Source organism: Peptoniphilus indolicus, from assembly GCF_900454665.1.
GTDB classification, from domain to species: Bacteria; Bacillota; Clostridia; order Tissierellales; family Peptoniphilaceae; genus Peptoniphilus; species Peptoniphilus indolicus.
This window is the reverse complement of record NZ_UGTH01000001.1, coordinates 1,848,820-1,867,764: the sequence shown is the minus strand read 5'-3', so window position 1 is coordinate 1,867,764 and position 18,945 is coordinate 1,848,820. Positions and strand designations below refer to the sequence as shown.

At 30.4% G+C, this 18,945-nt stretch carries 20 protein-coding genes and 1 other RNA gene; all 21 read right to left on the bottom strand.

Going from position 1 to position 18,945, the window contains the following annotated elements; genetic code table 11:
• Positions 1–696 (bottom strand): tRNA threonylcarbamoyladenosine dehydratase, encoded by a 696-nt coding sequence (locus DYE58_RS08990; RefSeq protein WP_115312227.1) that lies wholly within the window; start codon positions 694–696, stop codon positions 1–3.
• A gap of 26 nt (positions 697–722) precedes the next feature.
• Positions 723–1,907 carry an S-layer homology domain-containing protein gene (locus tag DYE58_RS08985; protein ID WP_050794632.1) on the bottom strand — a complete coding sequence of 395 codons (1,185 nt, stop codon included), beginning with the start codon at positions 1,905–1,907 and terminating at the stop codon, positions 723–725.
• A 113-nt stretch (positions 1,908–2,020) separates the two neighbouring features.
• Entirely contained in the window at positions 2,021–2,968 is a 948-nt protein-coding gene (locus DYE58_RS11580) for a C40 family peptidase (protein WP_040552767.1), read from the bottom strand.
• A gap of 132 nt (positions 2,969–3,100) precedes the next feature.
• Positions 3,101–3,435, bottom strand: an RNA gene (rnpB, locus tag DYE58_RS08975) — RNase P RNA component class A.
• A 27-nt stretch (positions 3,436–3,462) separates the two neighbouring features.
• A complete protein-coding gene (locus DYE58_RS08970) occupies positions 3,463–4,239 on the bottom strand; it encodes a Nif3-like dinuclear metal center hexameric protein (RefSeq protein ID WP_004821886.1) in 777 nt (258 codons plus the stop codon).
• Positions 4,236–4,901, bottom strand: a complete 666-nt coding sequence (locus DYE58_RS08965; protein WP_004821883.1) for a tRNA (adenine(22)-N(1))-methyltransferase — start codon at positions 4,899–4,901, stop codon at positions 4,236–4,238. The genes DYE58_RS08970 and DYE58_RS08965 overlap by 4 nt, the downstream gene beginning before the upstream one ends.
• Positions 4,898–6,010, bottom strand: a complete 1,113-nt coding sequence (gene rpoD / locus DYE58_RS08960) for an RNA polymerase sigma factor RpoD (protein WP_004821880.1) — start codon at positions 6,008–6,010, stop codon at positions 4,898–4,900. Before rpoD ends, DYE58_RS08965 begins: the two co-directional genes overlap by 4 nt.
• 11 nt (positions 6,011–6,021) lie before the next feature.
• Complete coding sequence (dnaG, locus tag DYE58_RS08955; RefSeq protein ID WP_115312226.1) at positions 6,022–7,827, bottom strand: DNA primase; 1,806 nt, start codon at positions 7,825–7,827, stop codon at positions 6,022–6,024.
• Positions 7,808–8,836, bottom strand: a complete 1,029-nt coding sequence (locus DYE58_RS08950; protein ID WP_004821875.1) for a deoxyguanosinetriphosphate triphosphohydrolase — start codon at positions 8,834–8,836, stop codon at positions 7,808–7,810. Before DYE58_RS08950 ends, dnaG begins: the two co-directional genes overlap by 20 nt.
• A 60-nt stretch (positions 8,837–8,896) precedes the next feature.
• Positions 8,897–9,712 (bottom strand): pyruvate, water dikinase regulatory protein, encoded by an 816-nt coding sequence (locus tag DYE58_RS08945; protein WP_004821872.1) that lies wholly within the window; start codon positions 9,710–9,712, stop codon positions 8,897–8,899.
• An 8-nt stretch (positions 9,713–9,720) separates the two neighbouring features.
• Positions 9,721–10,344 carry a transcriptional regulator CcpN gene (ccpN, locus tag DYE58_RS08940; protein WP_004821869.1) on the bottom strand — a complete coding sequence of 208 codons (624 nt, stop codon included), beginning with the start codon at positions 10,342–10,344 and terminating at the stop codon, positions 9,721–9,723.
• Between the two features lie 8 nt (positions 10,345–10,352).
• Positions 10,353–12,437, bottom strand: a complete 2,085-nt coding sequence (glyS, locus tag DYE58_RS08935) for a glycine--tRNA ligase subunit beta (protein WP_306424721.1) — start codon at positions 12,435–12,437, stop codon at positions 10,353–10,355.
• Positions 12,421–13,302, bottom strand: coding sequence for a glycine--tRNA ligase subunit alpha (locus tag DYE58_RS08930; RefSeq protein ID WP_004821866.1), 882 nt, complete (start codon positions 13,300–13,302; stop codon positions 12,421–12,423). The genes glyS and DYE58_RS08930 overlap by 17 nt, the downstream gene beginning before the upstream one ends.
• 21 nt (positions 13,303–13,323) lie before the next feature.
• Positions 13,324–14,010, bottom strand: coding sequence for a DNA repair protein RecO (gene recO / locus DYE58_RS08925; RefSeq protein ID WP_115312225.1), 687 nt, complete (start codon positions 14,008–14,010; stop codon positions 13,324–13,326).
• The gene (gene era, locus DYE58_RS08920; protein WP_004821861.1) at positions 14,007–14,897 is read right to left on the bottom strand and encodes a GTPase Era; all 891 of its coding nucleotides are present in this window, start codon (positions 14,895–14,897) and stop codon (positions 14,007–14,009) included. The genes recO and era overlap by 4 nt, the downstream gene beginning before the upstream one ends.
• On the bottom strand, positions 14,890–15,294 hold the full coding sequence (cdd, locus tag DYE58_RS08915; protein WP_004821859.1) for a cytidine deaminase: 405 nt from the start codon (positions 15,292–15,294) through the stop codon (positions 14,890–14,892). Before cdd ends, era begins: the two co-directional genes overlap by 8 nt.
• Complete coding sequence (locus DYE58_RS08910; protein ID WP_004821856.1) at positions 15,294–16,001, bottom strand: diacylglycerol kinase; 708 nt, start codon at positions 15,999–16,001, stop codon at positions 15,294–15,296. Before DYE58_RS08910 ends, cdd begins: the two co-directional genes overlap by 1 nt.
• Positions 16,002–16,005: 4 nt before the next feature.
• Complete coding sequence (ybeY, locus tag DYE58_RS08905; RefSeq protein WP_004821854.1) at positions 16,006–16,452, bottom strand: rRNA maturation RNase YbeY; 447 nt, start codon at positions 16,450–16,452, stop codon at positions 16,006–16,008.
• Positions 16,452–17,408 carry a PhoH family protein gene (locus tag DYE58_RS08900; RefSeq protein WP_004821853.1) on the bottom strand — a complete coding sequence of 319 codons (957 nt, stop codon included), beginning with the start codon at positions 17,406–17,408 and terminating at the stop codon, positions 16,452–16,454. The genes ybeY and DYE58_RS08900 overlap by 1 nt, the downstream gene beginning before the upstream one ends.
• A gap of 72 nt (positions 17,409–17,480) precedes the next feature.
• The gene (locus tag DYE58_RS08895; protein WP_115312224.1) at positions 17,481–17,954 is read right to left on the bottom strand and encodes a hypothetical protein; all 474 of its coding nucleotides are present in this window, start codon (positions 17,952–17,954) and stop codon (positions 17,481–17,483) included.
• Entirely contained in the window at positions 17,954–18,943 is a 990-nt protein-coding gene (gene floA, locus DYE58_RS08890) for a flotillin-like protein FloA (protein WP_115312355.1), read from the bottom strand. The genes DYE58_RS08895 and floA overlap by 1 nt, the downstream gene beginning before the upstream one ends.
• Between the last annotated feature and the right edge of the window lie 2 nt (positions 18,944–18,945).

The following is an 18,945-nucleotide window of genomic DNA, read 5'->3' as shown; positions in this document are numbered from 1 at the left end:
TTATTCCCCTATAATTTCTCTAACAATTTGCGACGCCATAACCATACCACACACCGGTGGTACAAAGGACATTGAACCTGGTGTTGAACTCTTTTCCACATTATATATAGGTTTTGTTGGCAGCTCTGTAGAGAAAACACATTTAAGTTTTTTTACACCAGCTTCCTTCAACTTTTTTCTCATAACCTTTGCCAAAGGGTCACTGTGAGTTTTTGATATATCAGATATCATAAATTTTGTTGGATCTAACCTATTTCCTGCCCCCATTGAAGAAATAAGCTTTATTTTTCTATCTTCACAAGTTTTTGCAAGAAGAACTTTTGAACTAACAGAGTCTATAGCATCTGCAATATATGTATAACTTTCTAAATCAAATTCATCTATAGTATTTTCATTTAGCTCTTTAAAAAAAGAATTACATATCAAATCAGAATTAATACTTAAAAGTCTCTTCTTAGTCTCTTCAACCTTTGAATTCCCAACAGAATCTAAAGTAGCCATAACTTGTCTATTTAAGTTGGTTATGTCAAATACATCTCTATCAACTATATCAATTTGTCCTATCCCAGCTCTTGTAAGACTTTCAACTAAGCTTCCGCCTACTCCTCCTACTCCGAAAACTAAAACCTTTGAATTCTTTAATTTCCCTATATTTTCTTTTCCGATTATCATCTCTGAACGTTGTAAAAAACTCATAACCTATAAAGGTGAAGGCCAAACCTTCACCTCTTTATATTCACCTCTACAATATATCCATTTTCAATTCTTGCATCAAAAGTTATGATATCTCCTATACTAAAATTATTTACTGTTTTAATTTCAACATTACTTCCAGAAACTATTTCAGTATTATTTGACACTAAAATATTAACACTTAATTTATTTGTATCATTTTCTATTGTTTTTCCAGTAACTCTTCCAACAAATTTAGCATTATATTTTTCAGTTTCTAAATGTGAATGTACTTTAATTTCTTTCACAACACCATTAATATGTTTTAAAGTAACTCTCGCACCATTTAATTTATTTATATTTTCAAAATTATATCCTTCTACACCACTTACATTTGTTGACGAAAAAACAATATAGTCTTTAGATGATATTTTGATTATATTCTTACTAACGTCTACAGATTCTATAACTCCAGAAACCTCTTCCAATGTACTTGAATTAACATTGTCAGTCTCTTCTTTTTTATTTATCAACGTATAATCAATTAAATTGTCTGTTTTAATATTATTTTTTTCTAAGAATTTTAAAGACTTAGCTGCAATAGATACAACTTCCGCTCTTCTTATATAATTTGAGCCATTAAATTTTCCTTCACTACCCGTTTCAGAAAATATTCCATTTTTAACTAATTCTGATAAATATCCCAACGTAACTTGCGGAACATTTTGCAAATCAGAATGCTTTAAAATTTGAGTATTACCTATTCCTGAAAATCCAAATGCTCTTCCAAAATAAACTGTAACAGAATTTCTATTAGGATAAGTTGGATTCTTATCTCTAAAAAATCCTCTCTTTTCAGCCACTTCTATAGTCTTTTCAGTTATTGTATTATTATTTAAAGCATATGCTACTGAATCATAAGCCCAATGAGGTATATTATATTTTTTAATTGTTTCTAAATAATTAGCCCTTGCTTCTTCTAATTCTGAAATAGAGGGCTGTTTAATATTTTTTATAACTTGTATGATTTCTAAAAAAGAAACTGGATTATTAGGTCTAAAATCTCCTTCTGGATACCCTCCAAATATACCTCTATCAGAAAGTGTATTTAATTCAGAATAAATCCATTTAAATTGACCATTTTGTTTTACATCTCTAAAAGACTTAGCATAAACTGAACTGCTAAATAGTGTAACAGCTCCCAATACTATAGCCGTAAATTTGATCTTTTTCAATTCCATACCTCCATATTACTTCTTATTATAACATAAGTTTTTATCACATTAACAACCGTTTTATCCAAGAATTAAAAAATCCAAGGTTACCCTTGGATTAAATAAATATTAAATTATAATACCCTTGTTGCATTTACGTATCTTTCATTATAATAATCTTCACTTAAATTCGAAGTTATTACCTTCCCTTGACTAGTTGAAGCATGAATGAAATATCCATTTCCCTTATATATACCGACATGAGAAACACCGCTTCCTCTAGTGTTAAAAAATACTAAATCTCCAGGTTGTAATTCATTTCTAGATACTTGCTTTCCATATTTAGATTGTTCCATAGATGTTCTTGGAAGATTTACTCCCAATTCATTTTTATATACTGCATAAACTAACCCTGAACAATCATATCCAGTTGATCCAGTTGAACCATAGATATATGGAGCGCCTAGTTTATTTGAAGCTGAATATACAACTGCTTGAGCTGTTGAACTAACAGCTTCGGCTGAATATGACACAACTGCTGATACATTAGCTACACTAGCCCTGCTCTTATTTACAGTCATCTTTATTTCATTTTCACCAAAAGTTTTAGCCTTAACAATTGCTTCTTCCTTATTCATCGATTTAACAATAGAAGAATTAAATTCGAGTGCTTCCACAGCTACATTTCCTGTTATACCATCTGCTGTAGTAACATTAAATATTCCATCTTTTTTAGAATTTAAAGTAACAATTTCTCCTAAAAATAAATTTCTCAAAATTTGATTTTCATCATTTTTAATTGCTACTGATTGTATGACTTTATATGTTGATGTTGTAACTTCTGTTACAGCAATTTTTGACATCGGTATTGTTACTTTAGCTGCGCCTTTTGTAACTACATAACCTCTTACAGAAGTTTCTATAATTTCGGCTTTCTCACCAGCTTCAAAATAAACTTGATTTCCGCTATAAGTAGTTTGTACATGGTCGCTTATAAAAATTCCGGTATCCTTTAGCCCTAATAGGGAAACAACTGCTAGAGCTGCAACTCCTAGAGGCACCCTCTTACTTATATTAAACAATAAAAACACTCCTTATACTTTATAGACTTCTTATCTTTTTTAAAGTATAACAAAGTGGTAACAAAAAAGCAATAAAAGATTACAAAAAAGTTAAAAAAGGTTTAATGTTTTGTAATCTTTTATCTAAAATAAAAAAAGAGTAAGTTTATAAGCTGCGTTCTGTCTAGTCCAATCATCTATCTAGATTATTTGTCACCAAATAACTCAAGCGACCTACCTACCGGCAGATGCGAGCAACATCTGTTTTGTCCTATTTTGGTCTTGCTCCGAATGGGGTTTACATAGCATTTTCATCACTGAAAACCTGGTGAGCTCTTACCTCGCCTTTCCACCCTTACCTTTTTAAGGCGGTATATCTCTGTTGCACTAGCCTTAGGGTCGCCCCTACCAGTCGTTAACTGGCATCCTGCTCTATGGAGCGCAGACTTTCCTCATCAAATGATTGATGCGATTGGATAACTTACTCTTTAACAATTTTAGCAAAATTAAATACCTTAATCAAGTTTTAGTGTAAAAGCATTATCTAACATAGTCTCAATTTCTATATCAAATTTTTCTTTTATATATTCACTCATCCATTTCAAGGCTAATTTTTCACTATCGTTATGGCTTATATCTATTAAAATCAAATCATTTTCATAAGCGATTTGAGCATCGTGGTGCTTTACATCAGAAGTCAAATATACATCAGCACCATTGTCTATTGCCGATTGTATTTCACTAGCTCCTGAGCCACCTATCAAAGCTATTTTATTTATATCTTTGATACTTCTACCATATACTTTATAACTATCAACTAATAAGTTGCTCTCTAGAAATTTTAATAACTCATTTATACTCTTAAAGTTTTTATTTACACCTATTAATCCAAGACCTTTCCCACTATCTGTAATTATCAAATCTTTTGGCTCTTCTAACATTAGAAAATCAAATAGTACTTTATTAACCCCACTATTTGAAACATCAAAAGATGTATGCGCAGAATAAACGCAAATATTATTCATAACAAGTTTCTTAATCATCTTAGATTTATAATCATCTTGTATTGATTTTATACCTGAAAAGAACATTGGATGGTGTGTTATTATCAATTGAAATTCATTTTTCAATGCATATTCAATTCTTTCTAAGGTAAGATCCATACATATTAATACCTTATTTACATCAACATCACTTTTTATCTGCCAACCACTATTATCCCATGATTCTTGATATTTTGGGTCTGCAAGTTTCTCTATATATTCTACTATATCTACAGCTCTGTAACTCATAAAAGCCTCTCTAAATTGAAATTTTTAGACTCTAAAGTCTCTACTTTGTTGCTATCACTATTTGATTTTTTTACATTCCTTATTATTTCTTTATTTTTTTGAATCTTATGTTCTATAAAATCTAAACAAGCTATATCTTTTCTCTCATAAGATAATTTTGGAATTTCGTAAAATATTTCATCTACCACTGTTTCTTCTCCACTATATACAACTTGTATTATTTCAAAATACTTTGAATCTTCATAAACAACTTTTTCATCTAAAAATTTATACTTACTATATAAATACTCCCTCAAATATTCAGATGCCTGCATAGGTTGTAATATAATAGACTTTAAATTTTTCACTATATTTAAATTTTCTTCCAAAATCTTTACGATTAAATGCCCACCCATTCCAGCTATTATTATTTCATCCACTTCATTTTCAAATAAGACATTTAATCCGTCACCTAATCTTGGGTATATGTTAGTAAAATTTTTTACTATTTCCTTACTCTTTAATAATGATGGTTCACTTATATCTGAGCAAACTATATAATCAGATATTTTATTTTCAGATAGAAAAATAGGCACTTGACCATGATCCGTGCCTATATCAGCTATTTTTGAATTTTTTGTAACCATCATTGCAATTGTTTTTAATCTATCAGATAATCTCATTCCAAAAAATCCTTTAATTTTTTACTTCTGCTTGGATGACGTAACTTCCTAAGTGCCTTGGCCTCTATTTGTCTTATTCTCTCTCTAGTTACATCAAATTCTTTTCCAACTTCTTCCAAAGTTCTTGCTCTTCCATCTTCTAAACCAAATCTTAAAGTTAAAACTTTCTTTTCTCGTTCTGTAAGAGTCTCTAAAACAGTTTCTAACTGTTCTTTTAAAAGAGTAAATGTTGCGGCATCAGAAGGAGATAAGATTTCTTCATCAGGTATAAAATCTCCTAAATGCGAATCTTCTTCTTCACCTATTGGTGTTTCCAATGAAACTGGTTCTTGAGCAATCTTTTGAATTTCTCTTACTTTTTCAACATCTAAGCTCATTTCTTGAGCAATTTCCTCAGGTGATGGATCTCTACCAAGTTCTTGAACTAATTGTCTCTGAACTCTTACCAACTTGTTTATAGTTTCTACCATGTGAACTGGTATTCTTATAGTCCTGGCTTGGTCAGCTATAGCTCGAGTTATCGCTTGTCTTATCCACCAAGTTGCATATGTCGAAAATTTAAATCCTTTTGTGTAATCAAATTTTTCAACAGCTTTCATAAGCCCAAGGTTTCCTTCTTGAATTAAATCTAAGAAACTCATGCCTCTACCTACATATCTTTTAGCAATTGAAACTACCAATCTCAAATTAGCTTCTGCAAGTTCTTTTTTAGCTAAATTTTCCCCTATTTCCATACGTTTAGCTATTAGTACTTCTTCTTCACCAGTAAGCAAAGGTATCTTTCCTATTTCTTTAAGATACATTCTAACAGGATCATCTACGCTAACTCCCTTAGGAACTGATAAATCTTCTTTCTTTATATCTTCATCGTCATCTGGTTGACTCGAAATTTCCAAATCTATTTTTTCATCATCTAAAAGTTCTATACCTTCACTTTCAAAATCTTGATAGATTTTATCTATTTCTTCACTTTCTAAAGGTATTTCTTCAAGAGCTGAAACTATCTCTTCATAAGTTAAATTACCTTTAGCCTTGCCTATATTTCTCAACCCCCCAACAATACTCTCTTTTGAATGAGGTTTATTTATACCATTAAGTTTTTCTGCCATTTTTTAGCCCCCTAGCTAGGAAGATTTAGTTTAAGATTTATCTCATTTAATTCATCTATCAAACTATTTAATTCTTGCATATCAAATTTTCTATTTTGATTATCTAGAGATTTAATCTTTTCTAATAATTTATCTCTTCTATCTTCTAAATTATAATGTCTAATTGTCTTTATTAATTCTTTTATAATATCTATGGAATTTTTCAAATCTATATTCACACTCATTAGTTCAGATAAGTAATCTCTACTTATTAAGCAACTATCTAAAATTTGCTTCTCTATATTTTCTAAATCTGTATCAATATAAAAATTTCTTATTATTTCAAAAGCATCCCGTTCTTTTATTCCAGTAAATTCATATGATTCTATACTAGAGTCAATTAAATTAAACAGATTTCTATCATGTAGCATAAGTGCAATAAGTTGCTTCTCAATTTGTTCACGTGATTTTTTAACACTTAACGAGCTTTGCTCTTTTTTTTCTAGATTCTTTTTTTTAATAAATTGTTCTTTTTTTATTTTGCTTTTAAAATCTCTATTTTTCAACTGAATATAAGATATTATAGACTCAACTTTAATCCCAAACTGTTTTGATATTTTATCAATATAAACATCTCTTTCTATCGGATTTTTAAGTCTAATTAATATTTCAGAAACTTCAGTTGTAAATCCTACAACACCCTCAGAAGATTCAAGATTCCATCTAGATTTCACCTTTGAAATTTTGTAATCCAAATAACTTATTGCCTTAGAAACTTCTAATTCAAAATCTAACTTGCCGTATTTTTTTACAAAATCATCTGGGTCCATACCTTCTGTCAATCTTATTATCTTAGGTTTAATGTTTTGTGACAGCAATATATCTATCGCCTTATCTGTTGCCCTAATACCAGCTTGGTCTGAATCATAACAAATATACACTTCATCAGAATATTTCTTAATAAGTTTTGCCTGATTCTCAGTAAATGCTGTTCCAAGGCTTGCTACGGTATAATTTATACCACTTTTATATAGTGAAATAACATCCATATACCCTTCAACTAAGATAATTTTTCCACTTTTATTTTCTTCTCTTATCTTATTTACGTTATACAGGTTATCTCCTTTATTGAAAATCAGTGTATCACTAGAGTTTAAATACTTTGGAATTGAAGTATCTAAGCTTCTCCCACCAAAAGCAATTACTCTTTTAGATACGTCTAAAATGGGAAACATAATTCTATTTCTAAATCTATCTATGTATGTCCCCCTTTTAGATTTACTTATCAAATTAGCTTTATCTAATGTTTCATCATCATATCCCTTTGATTTTAAATAACTATATAAATTAGTCCAACCATCAGGAGAATATCCTATGCCAAACTTTAATATTGTATCTCTATCAATTTCTCTACTTTTTAAATAATTTAAAGCCATATAACTTTTAGTCAAACAATTCATATAAAATATAGCAGCATCTCTGTTTGCTTCATATAATTTTTCCCTCAACTTTTTACTATGTTGAGATTCATGCATGTCATATTCCTTCAACTCTATATTATATTTATCTGCTAAAAATTTTACTGCTTCTCTAAAAGAAAGATTTTCTTTTTTCATTATAAAACTTATATGATCACCACCTGCCCCACAACCAAAGCATTTAAAAATTCCTTTAGTTGGAGAAACGGAAAAAGACGGTGTCTTTTCATTATGAAATGGACACAGTCCCATATAATTAGATCCACTTTTTTTAAGAGGTATATAATCGGATATCAAATCAACTATATCTACTTGAGACCTTATTTTTTCTAATACTTCATCATCTACTATATAACTCATTTGCCCACCCTTTCGGAATAAACAATTTTTTATATATCTCGACTACATATATATCAGTCATTCCAGCTATATAATCACTTACAATATCTTCATCTGTGTGTTCTATATTTTCATATAAATTCAAGTGTTCTCTTGGTATTCTATTTAAATCTTTCATGTAATAATTAAATAAAGACTCTATCATGTGATATATCTTTTCATTTTCTGACTTTACTGTTTTATCATAGTATACATTCTTAAACATATACTGTCTTAAAGCTAAAGTTGCAGTTTCTATATCTGGTTCCATCTTAACAAATTCTTTGTGGTAAGAGTTCTTGTAAATAGAAGTTATCATAGTATTAATTCTCTTTGAATGACTATTGCCTAGAATTTTTATTAAATCATCTGGTAAATCCGTTTCTTTGATTATTCCAGCTCTCATTGCATCATCAATATCATGATTTATATAAGCTATTCTATCAGCATATTTTATTATCTTTCCTTCCAAAGATTCAGCCTTACCTTTTCCAGAATGATTTAAAATACCGTCTTTAACTTCATATGTCAAATTTAAACCGACTCTATTTTCTGTTTTTGATAGAAATTCTACAACTCTTATAGATTGCTCATTGTGTTTAAATCCTTTTGGATGCAATTTATTTAAAATAGTTTCTCCACTGTGTCCAAATGGTGTGTGTCCTAAATCATGCCCCAAAGACATAGCTTCTATCAAATCTTCATTTAATTCAAGCAACCTACCTATTGTCCTCGCTATTTGGGAAACTTCGAGGGTATGAGTTAATCTTGTTCTGAAATGGTCTCCTTCTGGGGATATAAAAACTTGAGTTTTATGCTTTAATCTTCTAAATGCCTTAGAATGTAGAATTCTATCTCTATCTCTCTGAAAACACGTTCTCATATCACAATCTTCTTCAATCCTCACTCTTCCTTTTGACATATCAGAAAAAGTTGCTGTCTTGTATAAAATCATGTGCTCAAGTTTTTCTCTATTTTCTCTTGGATTCATATTACCACCACCCTTTGAAATTCTAAATATAGAATACTGTCGAAAATTTTAAAAATAAATTTAAAAGACTTTCTTCATGTGTTCAATTATGAGCTCTGCAGTTTCTTCTATGGCGCTGTTTGTAACATCAAAAACTACACATCCTAATTCTTCCATTATCTTTTTCGAATAATCAAGTTCTTCTTTTACTCTTTCAATATTTGCATACTTAGCAGATGATGACAAACCTAACGCTTTTAAACGTTCAGTTCTTATTGATATTAATTTTTCCGGATTACAAGTAAGTCCTATAACTCTTCTAATATCCTTATCATATACTTCTTTAGGCACTGGAACTTCCGGAACTAAAGGTATATTTGCAACCTTATAATGTTTGTTAGCCAAATACATTGATAATGGTGTTTTTGATGTACGTGATATGCCGACAAGACAAATATCTGCTTTTTTAGCGCCTCTTGGGTCCTTCCCATCATCATATTTAACTGCAAATTCAACAGCTTCAACTTTTTTAAAGTAATTCTCATCAAGTCTTCTAATAAGCCCAGGTTCTCTTAAAGGTTTATACCCTAATACATCTTCAAGTTTATTTAATGGCTCACCCATTACATCAACAACTTTTAAATTTAATTCTTCAGCTTTTTCATTTATAAAATCTCTAGTTTCTTGAACTACATTTGTATAAATTATAAGAGATTTTTGTTCTTTAGCTGCTTCATAAAGAATTGGTTCAATTTGTTCTATGCTATTATGATATGGATATCTCTTAACTTCATAATTGTTTGTCTCAAACTGTCTTACACTGGCTTTGGCAATTAGCTCTCCAGTTTCTCCAACAGAATCTGAAATTACATAGATTACAAGTGTATTATCTGTCATTAGTCCTCCTAAAAATCCTCTCTAACCAAATCAACAAAAATCCTAGTGATGTTGGTCTTGGTAAACCTGCCAACACATTTTAATCCCGACTTACTTTTTCTTACTACAGGTAGAGAATCTATCTTATGTTCAAAAATTTTTATTGCCGCATCTAATATATTATCATCTTCTTTTACATAGATTATATTAGGCATTCTCGTCATGATAAGACCTACAGGAGTTACACTTAAATCCATTTTACCAAGAGTTGTTCTCAACAAATCTTTTCTTGAAACAACTCCTGATAAAACTCCATTTTGCGATATAAATATCGAACTCACATTTTCTAAAAATAACCCAACTATAACGTCATATACACTAGTGTTCTCATCCATAACCACAGGTACGCTCATAGTGTCTTTGACAAGAATAGTATCTATTTTCTTTTTAAGCCCATTATCTTTATTTTCCATTGAATAGTAATATCCAACTTTTGGTCTTGCTCCAAGAATTTCTATCATTGTCAGTATAGTTAAATCACTTCGTATAGTAGACCTTGATATATTCAATTCTCTAGCTATTTCATCACCGGTTATAGGACCTCTTTCTTTGACAATGGCAACTATTTCGTTTTGCCTACTTGTTAGTTCCAAAACTCACCTCAATTTATGACAAGTTTCTTAATATCCAATATCTCCTTGATCACAACATCTATTGAATGTAGTAAACTCATTCTATTATTTTTTAAATTTTCATTATCGCTTAATACAAATATATTTTCAAAGAAGTTTTGGATTGAAGGTGAAAGTTCAGACATTTTTAAAATTGCTTCTTGATATTCTCCTACAGCAATTAATCTTTCTACTTCAGGTAATACTTCTTTTGAATTTTTATAAAGTTCAATTTCCTCTTTTTCAGTTAATAATGATTCATTGATTCTTTCTATTTTTTCAGCTTTATCCAACATATTTTCAAGTCTTACAAAACTATCAAATATATCTTTTCTATCTTCCTTAAAGAAGTTGTTTAAATCTTCTGATTTTGTGAATATGGTCAATATATTGTCATTGCTTCCTAGAACAGAATCTATTACATCATATCTAATTTCTTGAGCTTGTAGTATTGTCTGTGCTCTTCCCTTAAAGAACTCAATAATTTCTTTTTTAACTACATCGTAATCAAATGTTATTTGTAAGCCATCTGTATATAAGAATAATGAAGAGTCAATTAAATCACTAAGTGACACATCCCATTTCTTATTTAAAATAATATTTATAATACCTATAGCTTGTCTTCTAAGCGCAAATGGATCTTGTGAGCCTGTTGGTATAAGTCCCACTGCAAACATACCACAAATGCTATCTAACTTATCAGCAATTGCTAGTACAGAACCTACTGTTGATTCAGGTAATTTATCTCCAGAAAATCTTGGCATATATTGTTCATTTATAGCCTTTGCTACAATTTCAGCTTCTCCTGAATTTTCAGCATATATAGAACCCATAACACCTTGTAATTCTGTAAATTCTTGTACTAATTTAGTAGTCAAGTCAGCTTTAGAAAGTTCTGCTGCTCTTTCTAAATCTTCTTTAGTTGTTTCTCCTAATTGCAAGTCTTCTCCAATTTTGATTGCCAATTTAGTATCTCTGTAAGTTTTATCTAACATATTTCCTAATTTTTCGTGGAACATTAGTCCTTTTAAATTAGCTTTATATTCTTCTAATGGTTTAGAAATATCATCTTTATAGAAAAAAACAGCATCTTCTAAACGTGCTTCTAAAACTTTTTGATTGCCACTGATTACTATATCTTTATAATCTTCATTGCCGTTTCTAATAGTTATAAAGTATGGTAGCAATCCTCCATTTGAGTTATAAATTGGTATAAATCTCAAATGATCTCTCATTGGAGTTGTTATAACTTCTTTTGGTAACTCTAAATATCTTTCTTGAATTTCGCCCATAATAGGAGTTGGATATTCAACTATAAATGTCAATTCTTCTGTTAAATCTTCATCAGGAACTATTTCTCCATTTACTGACTTAGCTAATTTCATTGAACCATATTTTATAATATCTCTTCTTCTATCTTGATCCAAAATTACATAGTTTTCTTCTAAAAGAGTTTCGTAATTATCTACTTTATCTACAACTATTTCTCCCTTTCCCAAGAATCTATGTCCATATGTCACATTAGATACTTTAATTCCTTCAAATTCAAATGAAGCTACTTCGTCATTTAAAATAGAAACAATCCATCTAATAGGCCTAGCAAATTTTATAGCTTTACCTCCCCATTTCATATTTTTAGGGAAGTTTATAGACTTTATTAAATCTGACATATTTTGAGATATTATTTCTTGGAAACTTGCCCCTTTTTTATGAATATTGGCATAAATATATTCTGTGCCTTTTAAATCTTTTTTAAATATTTCATTTTCAGTAATACCTTGTGATTTCATAAACCCTTGTAGTGGCTTAGTTGGATTTCCAGCTTCATCAAAGGCTATTTTTGCAGCTGGCCCTTTAACTTCTAAATCTACATCAGGTTGTCTTTCATCTAATCCATTTATAAAAAGTGTAAGTCTACGAGGAGTAGCATTTACCTTTATTGATTCATATCCTAGAGAATATTCCTTCATCAATTTATTTGCTTTCGCTTCTAATTGGTCAATCGCCATTTGACAGAATCTTGAAGGTAACTCCTCAACCCCTATCTCTAATAAATATTTATTCAACTTCAGCACCTCTCTTTAATGGATAACCCATTTCTTCTCTTTGCTCTAAATATAAACTAGCAACTTGTCTAGCTAAATTTCTAACTCTGTGTATATACCCGGTTCTTTCAGACACAGAAAGAGCACCTCTTGCATCTAGTAAGTTAAATGTATGAGAACATTTCAAGCAGTAATCATATGCAGGAAGAGCTAATTTTTCTTTTATAATTCTTTCACATTCATTTTCATAAGTGTTGAATAGTTCAACTAACATTTCAGTATTTGAAACTTCAAAAGCATATTTTGACTGTTCATATTCAGCTACTTTGAATACATCTCCGTATTTAATATTTTCATTCCATTGAATATCATATACATTGGATACGTCTTGTAGATACATTGCTATTCTTTCAAGACCGTAAGTCAATTCTGCAGATTCCAATTCACAATTTATTCCACCTACTTGCTGAAAATATGTAAATTGAGTTACTTCCATACCGTCTAACCATACTTCCCAACCTAACCCCCAAGCTCCAAGAGTTGGAGATTCCCAGTTATCTTCTATAAATCTTATATCGTGTTTTAATGGATCAATACCTATTTCCTTTAAAGAATTTAAATATAAGTCTTGAACATCTTCTGGTGATGGTTTTAAAATTACTTGCAATTGGTGATGTTGATATAATCTGTTTGGATTTTCTCCGTATCTTCCATCAGCTGGTCTTCTTGAAGGTTCTACATAGCACACCTTCCATTCTTCTGGTCCTAATGCCTTTAGAAAAGTTTGTGGATTCATAGTCCCAGCACCTTTTTCTATGTCGTAAGGTTGCATTAGTATACATCCCTTTTCTTGCCAATAATTTTGTAATGTTTGTATCAATTCCTGAAAGTACATTTGCTCCTCCTTTTACAATTCTTATAAAATTTTTAAAGAATTGAATTCGTGAATTTCTAAATTATATTTAATATAATCTGCTATTAAATTTAAAAGAAATATCGTTCTACTTAAATCGTAATCAAATACTAATTCATCTAATGAAGTATACAACAATTTTTTTAGGTAGTAAATATCTTCTATTCTCAAAATGGTTCCACCTTTATTGGTAACTCCACCATCATAGTTTGAAAAAAATGGATTCTCTACTTCTTTTAAATTTGGTCTATATCCCATATAACTTATATATTTTAAACTAAATGCCAAAACTAATGCTTCAACATTTTTATTTCCGTTCATAAGTCTAAGTGTCTTAACTATCAAATCAAATACAGTTTCATTAGTTTCCCCTTCTAAAAAACTCTTTTCTACCATTTCTGAAATATATCCAGCCAATACAATTGTAGTATAGTCTCTTCTCAAAAAGAAATTTGAATCTATTATTTTTATAGGCTCTATATAATAAAAGTTTTTTCCTTGCGATAAATTACATAGAAAATGACAATGTGGTTGACTAAAAGTTACAAGTTTAGACTTAGGTCTAAGCGCTCCTTTTGCCATAATACTCACTTTACCTATTTCTTTAGTATATGCCCTAAGAATTTTACTAGACTCACTGTATCTAGTTTCAGATAGTATAATAGCCTCAGTTGTTATTGAATTTTTCATTGATATCCGAAATTCTTTAACTTAATTTCTTTTTCTCTCCAATTTTTTTCAACTTTAACCCAAAGCTTTAGATTTACTCTATAATCTAGTAAATTTTCAATCTCTATTCTAGCTTGAGTCCCTATTTTCTTTATCATATCCCCATTTTTACCAATGACTATCTTTTTATGTGACTCACGCTCAATATATATATTTGCCTCTATATCACAGATTTCTTTATTTTCTCTATACTTCATCTTTTCTATAGAAACTGCTATCCCGTGTGGAACTTCTTCAGATAAATTTCTAAGCGCTTTTTCCCTAATTAATTCGGCCACAATAAATTTTTCAGGTTGGTCTGTTACCAAGTCTTCCGGATAATATTGAGGTCCTTCTGGTAAATACTTTCTCAAAACTTCAATATAATCCTTAACTCCATCATTCTTTAGTGCAGAAATTGGAATTATTTCCTTGAAAAGATTTAAGTTTGAATACATTTCTATTAACTCAAACAAATTTCCCTTTTGAATTTCATCTATTTTGTTTATCAACAATACTATAGGAGTTTTTATATTGATTTCCTTTAAAGTCTTTATGATATATGAATCCAACTTACCAATTGTCGTAGAACAATCTACTATATATGTTATTACATCAACTTCATTAAGTGTAGATTCTGAAGTTTTTAACATATAATCACCCAATTTATTTTTTGGAGATTGTATTCCCGGTGTATCTAAAAACACAGCTTGAAAATCTTCTTCTGTATATATAAAAGTAATCTTATTTCTCGTAGTTTGTGGCTTATTTGAAATAGCCGAAATTTTTTGACCAACTACTTGGTTAAGTAATGTACTCTTTCCAACATTTGGTCTTCCTATTATGGTTATAAAACCTGATTTAAACATTTTTCACCCCTAGATCTTCCGGACCAAAACTATGTGGCAACAATTCTTCTAGTGTAAAAACTTTATAATCCTCAGGTGTAGTCGCTATTATTATTTGAACATCTTTCCCAAATTCTCTAATAACTTGCCTACATACTCCACACGGAAATGTTTCTCCTCCACTAGATACAATTGCTATTTTTTTTATCTCTCTATGTCCTTCACTGACAGCTTTAAATATTGCAGTTCTTTCTGCACAATTAGTTGGTGAATATGAAGATATTTCTATATTCCCTCCAGAATAAACGGAACCATCTTCCATTTCCACTGCAGCTCCAACTTTAAAATTTGAATATGGCGTATAAGAAGAGTTGTCTCTTGCTTCAATAGCCATCTCTATTAACTTTTTATTTTCCATTATCCCACTACCTTAAATATTATAATAGCAACACATATTCCCAATATAGCTCCTGAAATCACTTCGCTTATAGTGTGAATTTTACCTTCTACTCTACTTTCTGCAACTAGCAATGCTATTCCGAATACTGAAAATGTAATTAATGCATTAATAGTTAAGAGAGAAATAATTGTTGCAGCACAAAAAGCCAAAGCTGAATGTCCTGAAACTGCTCCCCCTTGAAAATAAGTTCCACCATTTATTTTAGCCCTTAAATATTTTCCTCCAACAGTCAAAATTAAAACTAATAAAATAGTTACAAAGGCTAAATGCTCATTTGAATTTGCAATTTTTCTCAAACCAAATTCAGTATACATTGCAAATTTATTGTAAAACAACAAATATCCAACTATAAATGCATTTATAGCACTTAACATAACCGCTCCTGCTGAAACGTCTTTTACATACTTTGCAATTGGATTATATTCTTGCACAATCAAATCTACAGTTCTCTCTATAGCTGTATTTATCATCTCTGCAACAACTACAAATATTATAGATAATAGTAGTATTAAAAATTCTGTTTTTGTAAAATCCATAAATAGAGATATAAAAATAGTGCCCAATGCTGCTATATAATGAAACTTTAAATTTCTTTCAGTTTTTAATGCAGATATAATCCCCTGAACTGCGTTGTTAAACGAAGCAATAAATCCACCTTTTTTCAATCTATCACCTCAAAGTTCCCATTCGCTCCATAACAGCTTCTTCTATTTCTCTCATTTCTTTTTTCTCATCATCTTCCATATGGTCATATCCCAATAAATGTAAAGTTGAATGCACTGTTAAATATGCTATTTCTCTTTCATTAGAATGTCCAAATTCTTCAGCTTGTTCAAGAACCCTTTTAGTATTAATTACCACATCACCTAGCATTGTAGGATGTATTTGAAACTCGTCATCAAGAGGAAAAGACAATACGTCTGTAACTTTATCAACCCCCCTAAAATCTCTGTTCAAAGTTTGTATTTCGTCTTCATTGACCAATGAAATACTTACTATAACATCTTTATCCATATTAAGATGGTTCAAAGTTTCTCCAACAGCTTTTTTTATTAGTTCTATTCCTTCTTCATCAAGATATACATCATCTTGCCTATCATCAAAAAGTATTTCCATTATTTTCTCTTTTCAAATTTGTCATAAGCCTCTATAATTCTTTGCACTAATGGATGTCTTACAATATCTTTTGAAGTTAAATAAGTAATTCCAACTCCCTTTACATTCTTTAAGATATTTAATACCAACTTTAGTCCTGAAGTTTTTGATTTTGGTAAGTCTGTTTGAGTTATATCTCCAGTTATTATTGCCTTAGAACCATATCCAAGTCTTGTTAAAAACATCTTCATTTGCTCATTAGTTGTGTTTTGAGCTTCGTCTAAGATTACAAATGCAGAATCCAACGTTCTCCCTCTCATATAAGCAAGAGGAGCAACTTCTATCATGCCTTTTTCGACATACTTGTTGTAATTATCTACGCCCAACATTTCAAAAAGTGCATCATATAAAGGCCTTAAATATGGGTCTACTTTCATTTGTAAGTCTCCGGGTAAAAATCCCAAACTTTCTCCAGCCTCAACAGCAGGTCTAGTTAAAATTATTCTTGAAACTTCTTGGTTTTTAAAAGCTTTTACAGCATACGCCATTGCCAAATATGTTTTACCAGTACCAGCGGGGCCAATACCAAAACATACATCATTCTTTTTAATTGCATCTAAATACTTCTTTTGACCTAATGTCTTAGCCCTTATTGGCTTTCCCATAGCTGTATAAACTATCGTTTCATTTAATAATTCAGCAATTGATTCCGTATGCCCATCTTTAACTAAGCTCAGTGCATAATCAAATTCACTTTTTTCTAATGACTTTTGTCTTAGTATCAACTCTATTAAATTTTCTAATAGAATTTTAGCGAACTCAGCTCTTTCTCCCTTTATATTCAAAAAATGATCTGAAGCTTTTATATTTACATCAAAATTTTTCTCTATTGTTATTAAATATTCATCTAATTTTCCAAATAAGACTGGTTTTAAATCACTATTTAATTTTGAAATATCAACTTTTAATTCTGCCATTAATACCTCCTGTAACCTAAAATTATATCATAAATAAATCCTGTATTCTACACAGACACAGAAAAAGGGAGATTAACTCTCCCTAAGTGATACTGGTTTATCCAAAATTTCTTTCATTACTATAGCTTTTACAAGTTCATCTCTAGTAAATTCTTTTTTCATATTTATCTCTACTTTTTCATCTTGAACTTCAGGCTCTACAAACTCATACTTATCATTTTTGATACTTTCTCTTTCAGCTTTTATCTTCTCAAGAAGCTCTTGAGTTTCTTTTTTATTCTCAATCTTCTTAGAATATTTTTTCTGGTCTTCTGGAGAAAGATGAGGTTTTATAGACTCAATCAAATTTCCTATTAGATTTTCTACTGAACTTTGCCTTTCTTTCTTTTTTGGCTTAATATTCTTTTTGTGTTTATCGCCCATCGCATTATCCGATAAACTATCTGATTTTAATTTTTCATCAGATTTTTTTTTAGAATCGACCTTTTTCTTGTCTATAAGAATATTGATTAAAATAAATACAATTGGAATTAATATTTTTCCCATTATTTATCATCTACCTTGCCATCTGTAGCGTTAGATATAGATTTTCTCATATCTGTGTCAGAATTTATATTTTGAATTTTATAATAATCCATAGCCCCTATGTTGCCTTTTTTAAGAGCTTCTGCCATTGCAAGTGGAACTTGAGATTGAGCTTCTACAACTTTAGCTCTCATAGCTTCTACTTCTGCTTTCATTTCTTGTTCACGAGCAAGTGCCATAGCTCTTCTTTCAGATGCTTTTGCTTCAGCAATTCTCTTATCTGCTTCAGCTTGGTCTGTTTGAAGTCTTGCCCCAATATTTCTAGCAACATCAACATCAGCTATATCTATAGAAAGTATTTCAAATGCAGTCCCTGAATCCAATCCCTTTTCAAGAACCATCTTAGAAATCGAATCCGGATTTTCTAAAACGGCTTTGTATGTCATAGAAGAACCAACAGTAGTTACAATACCTTCTCCAACTCTTGCAATTATTGTCTCTTCTCCAGCCCCTCCGACTAACCTATCTATGTTAGCACGAACAGTTACTTTAGCTTTTACCATTACTTCAATACCATCTTGGGCAACGGCTGAAATATTTGGAGTTTCTATTACTTTTGGGTTTACAGATACTTGAACAGCTTCTAATACATTTCTGCCAGCAAGGTCTATTGCAGCTCCTCTTTCAAAAGGCAGTGGTATATTAGCCCTCTCTGCAGCTATCAACGCATCTACCAATGTATTTACATTTCCTCCAGCAAGATAATGTCCTTCTAAATCTTCAATCCTCAAATTTAATCCAGCTTTTGTGGCTTTTATCATTGGATTTACAATTCTCCCTGGCCTAACTCTTCTAAGTTTCATACCAATAAGAGTTGAAATTTTCACTTTAACCCCTGAGAAGAAAGCTGTTATCCATAGTCCTACTGGAACAAAAGAAAAGAAAAATATCAAAACAAGTATAAATAAAATTATTACACCGCTACCTAAAATCGCACCACTGTTAAACATCA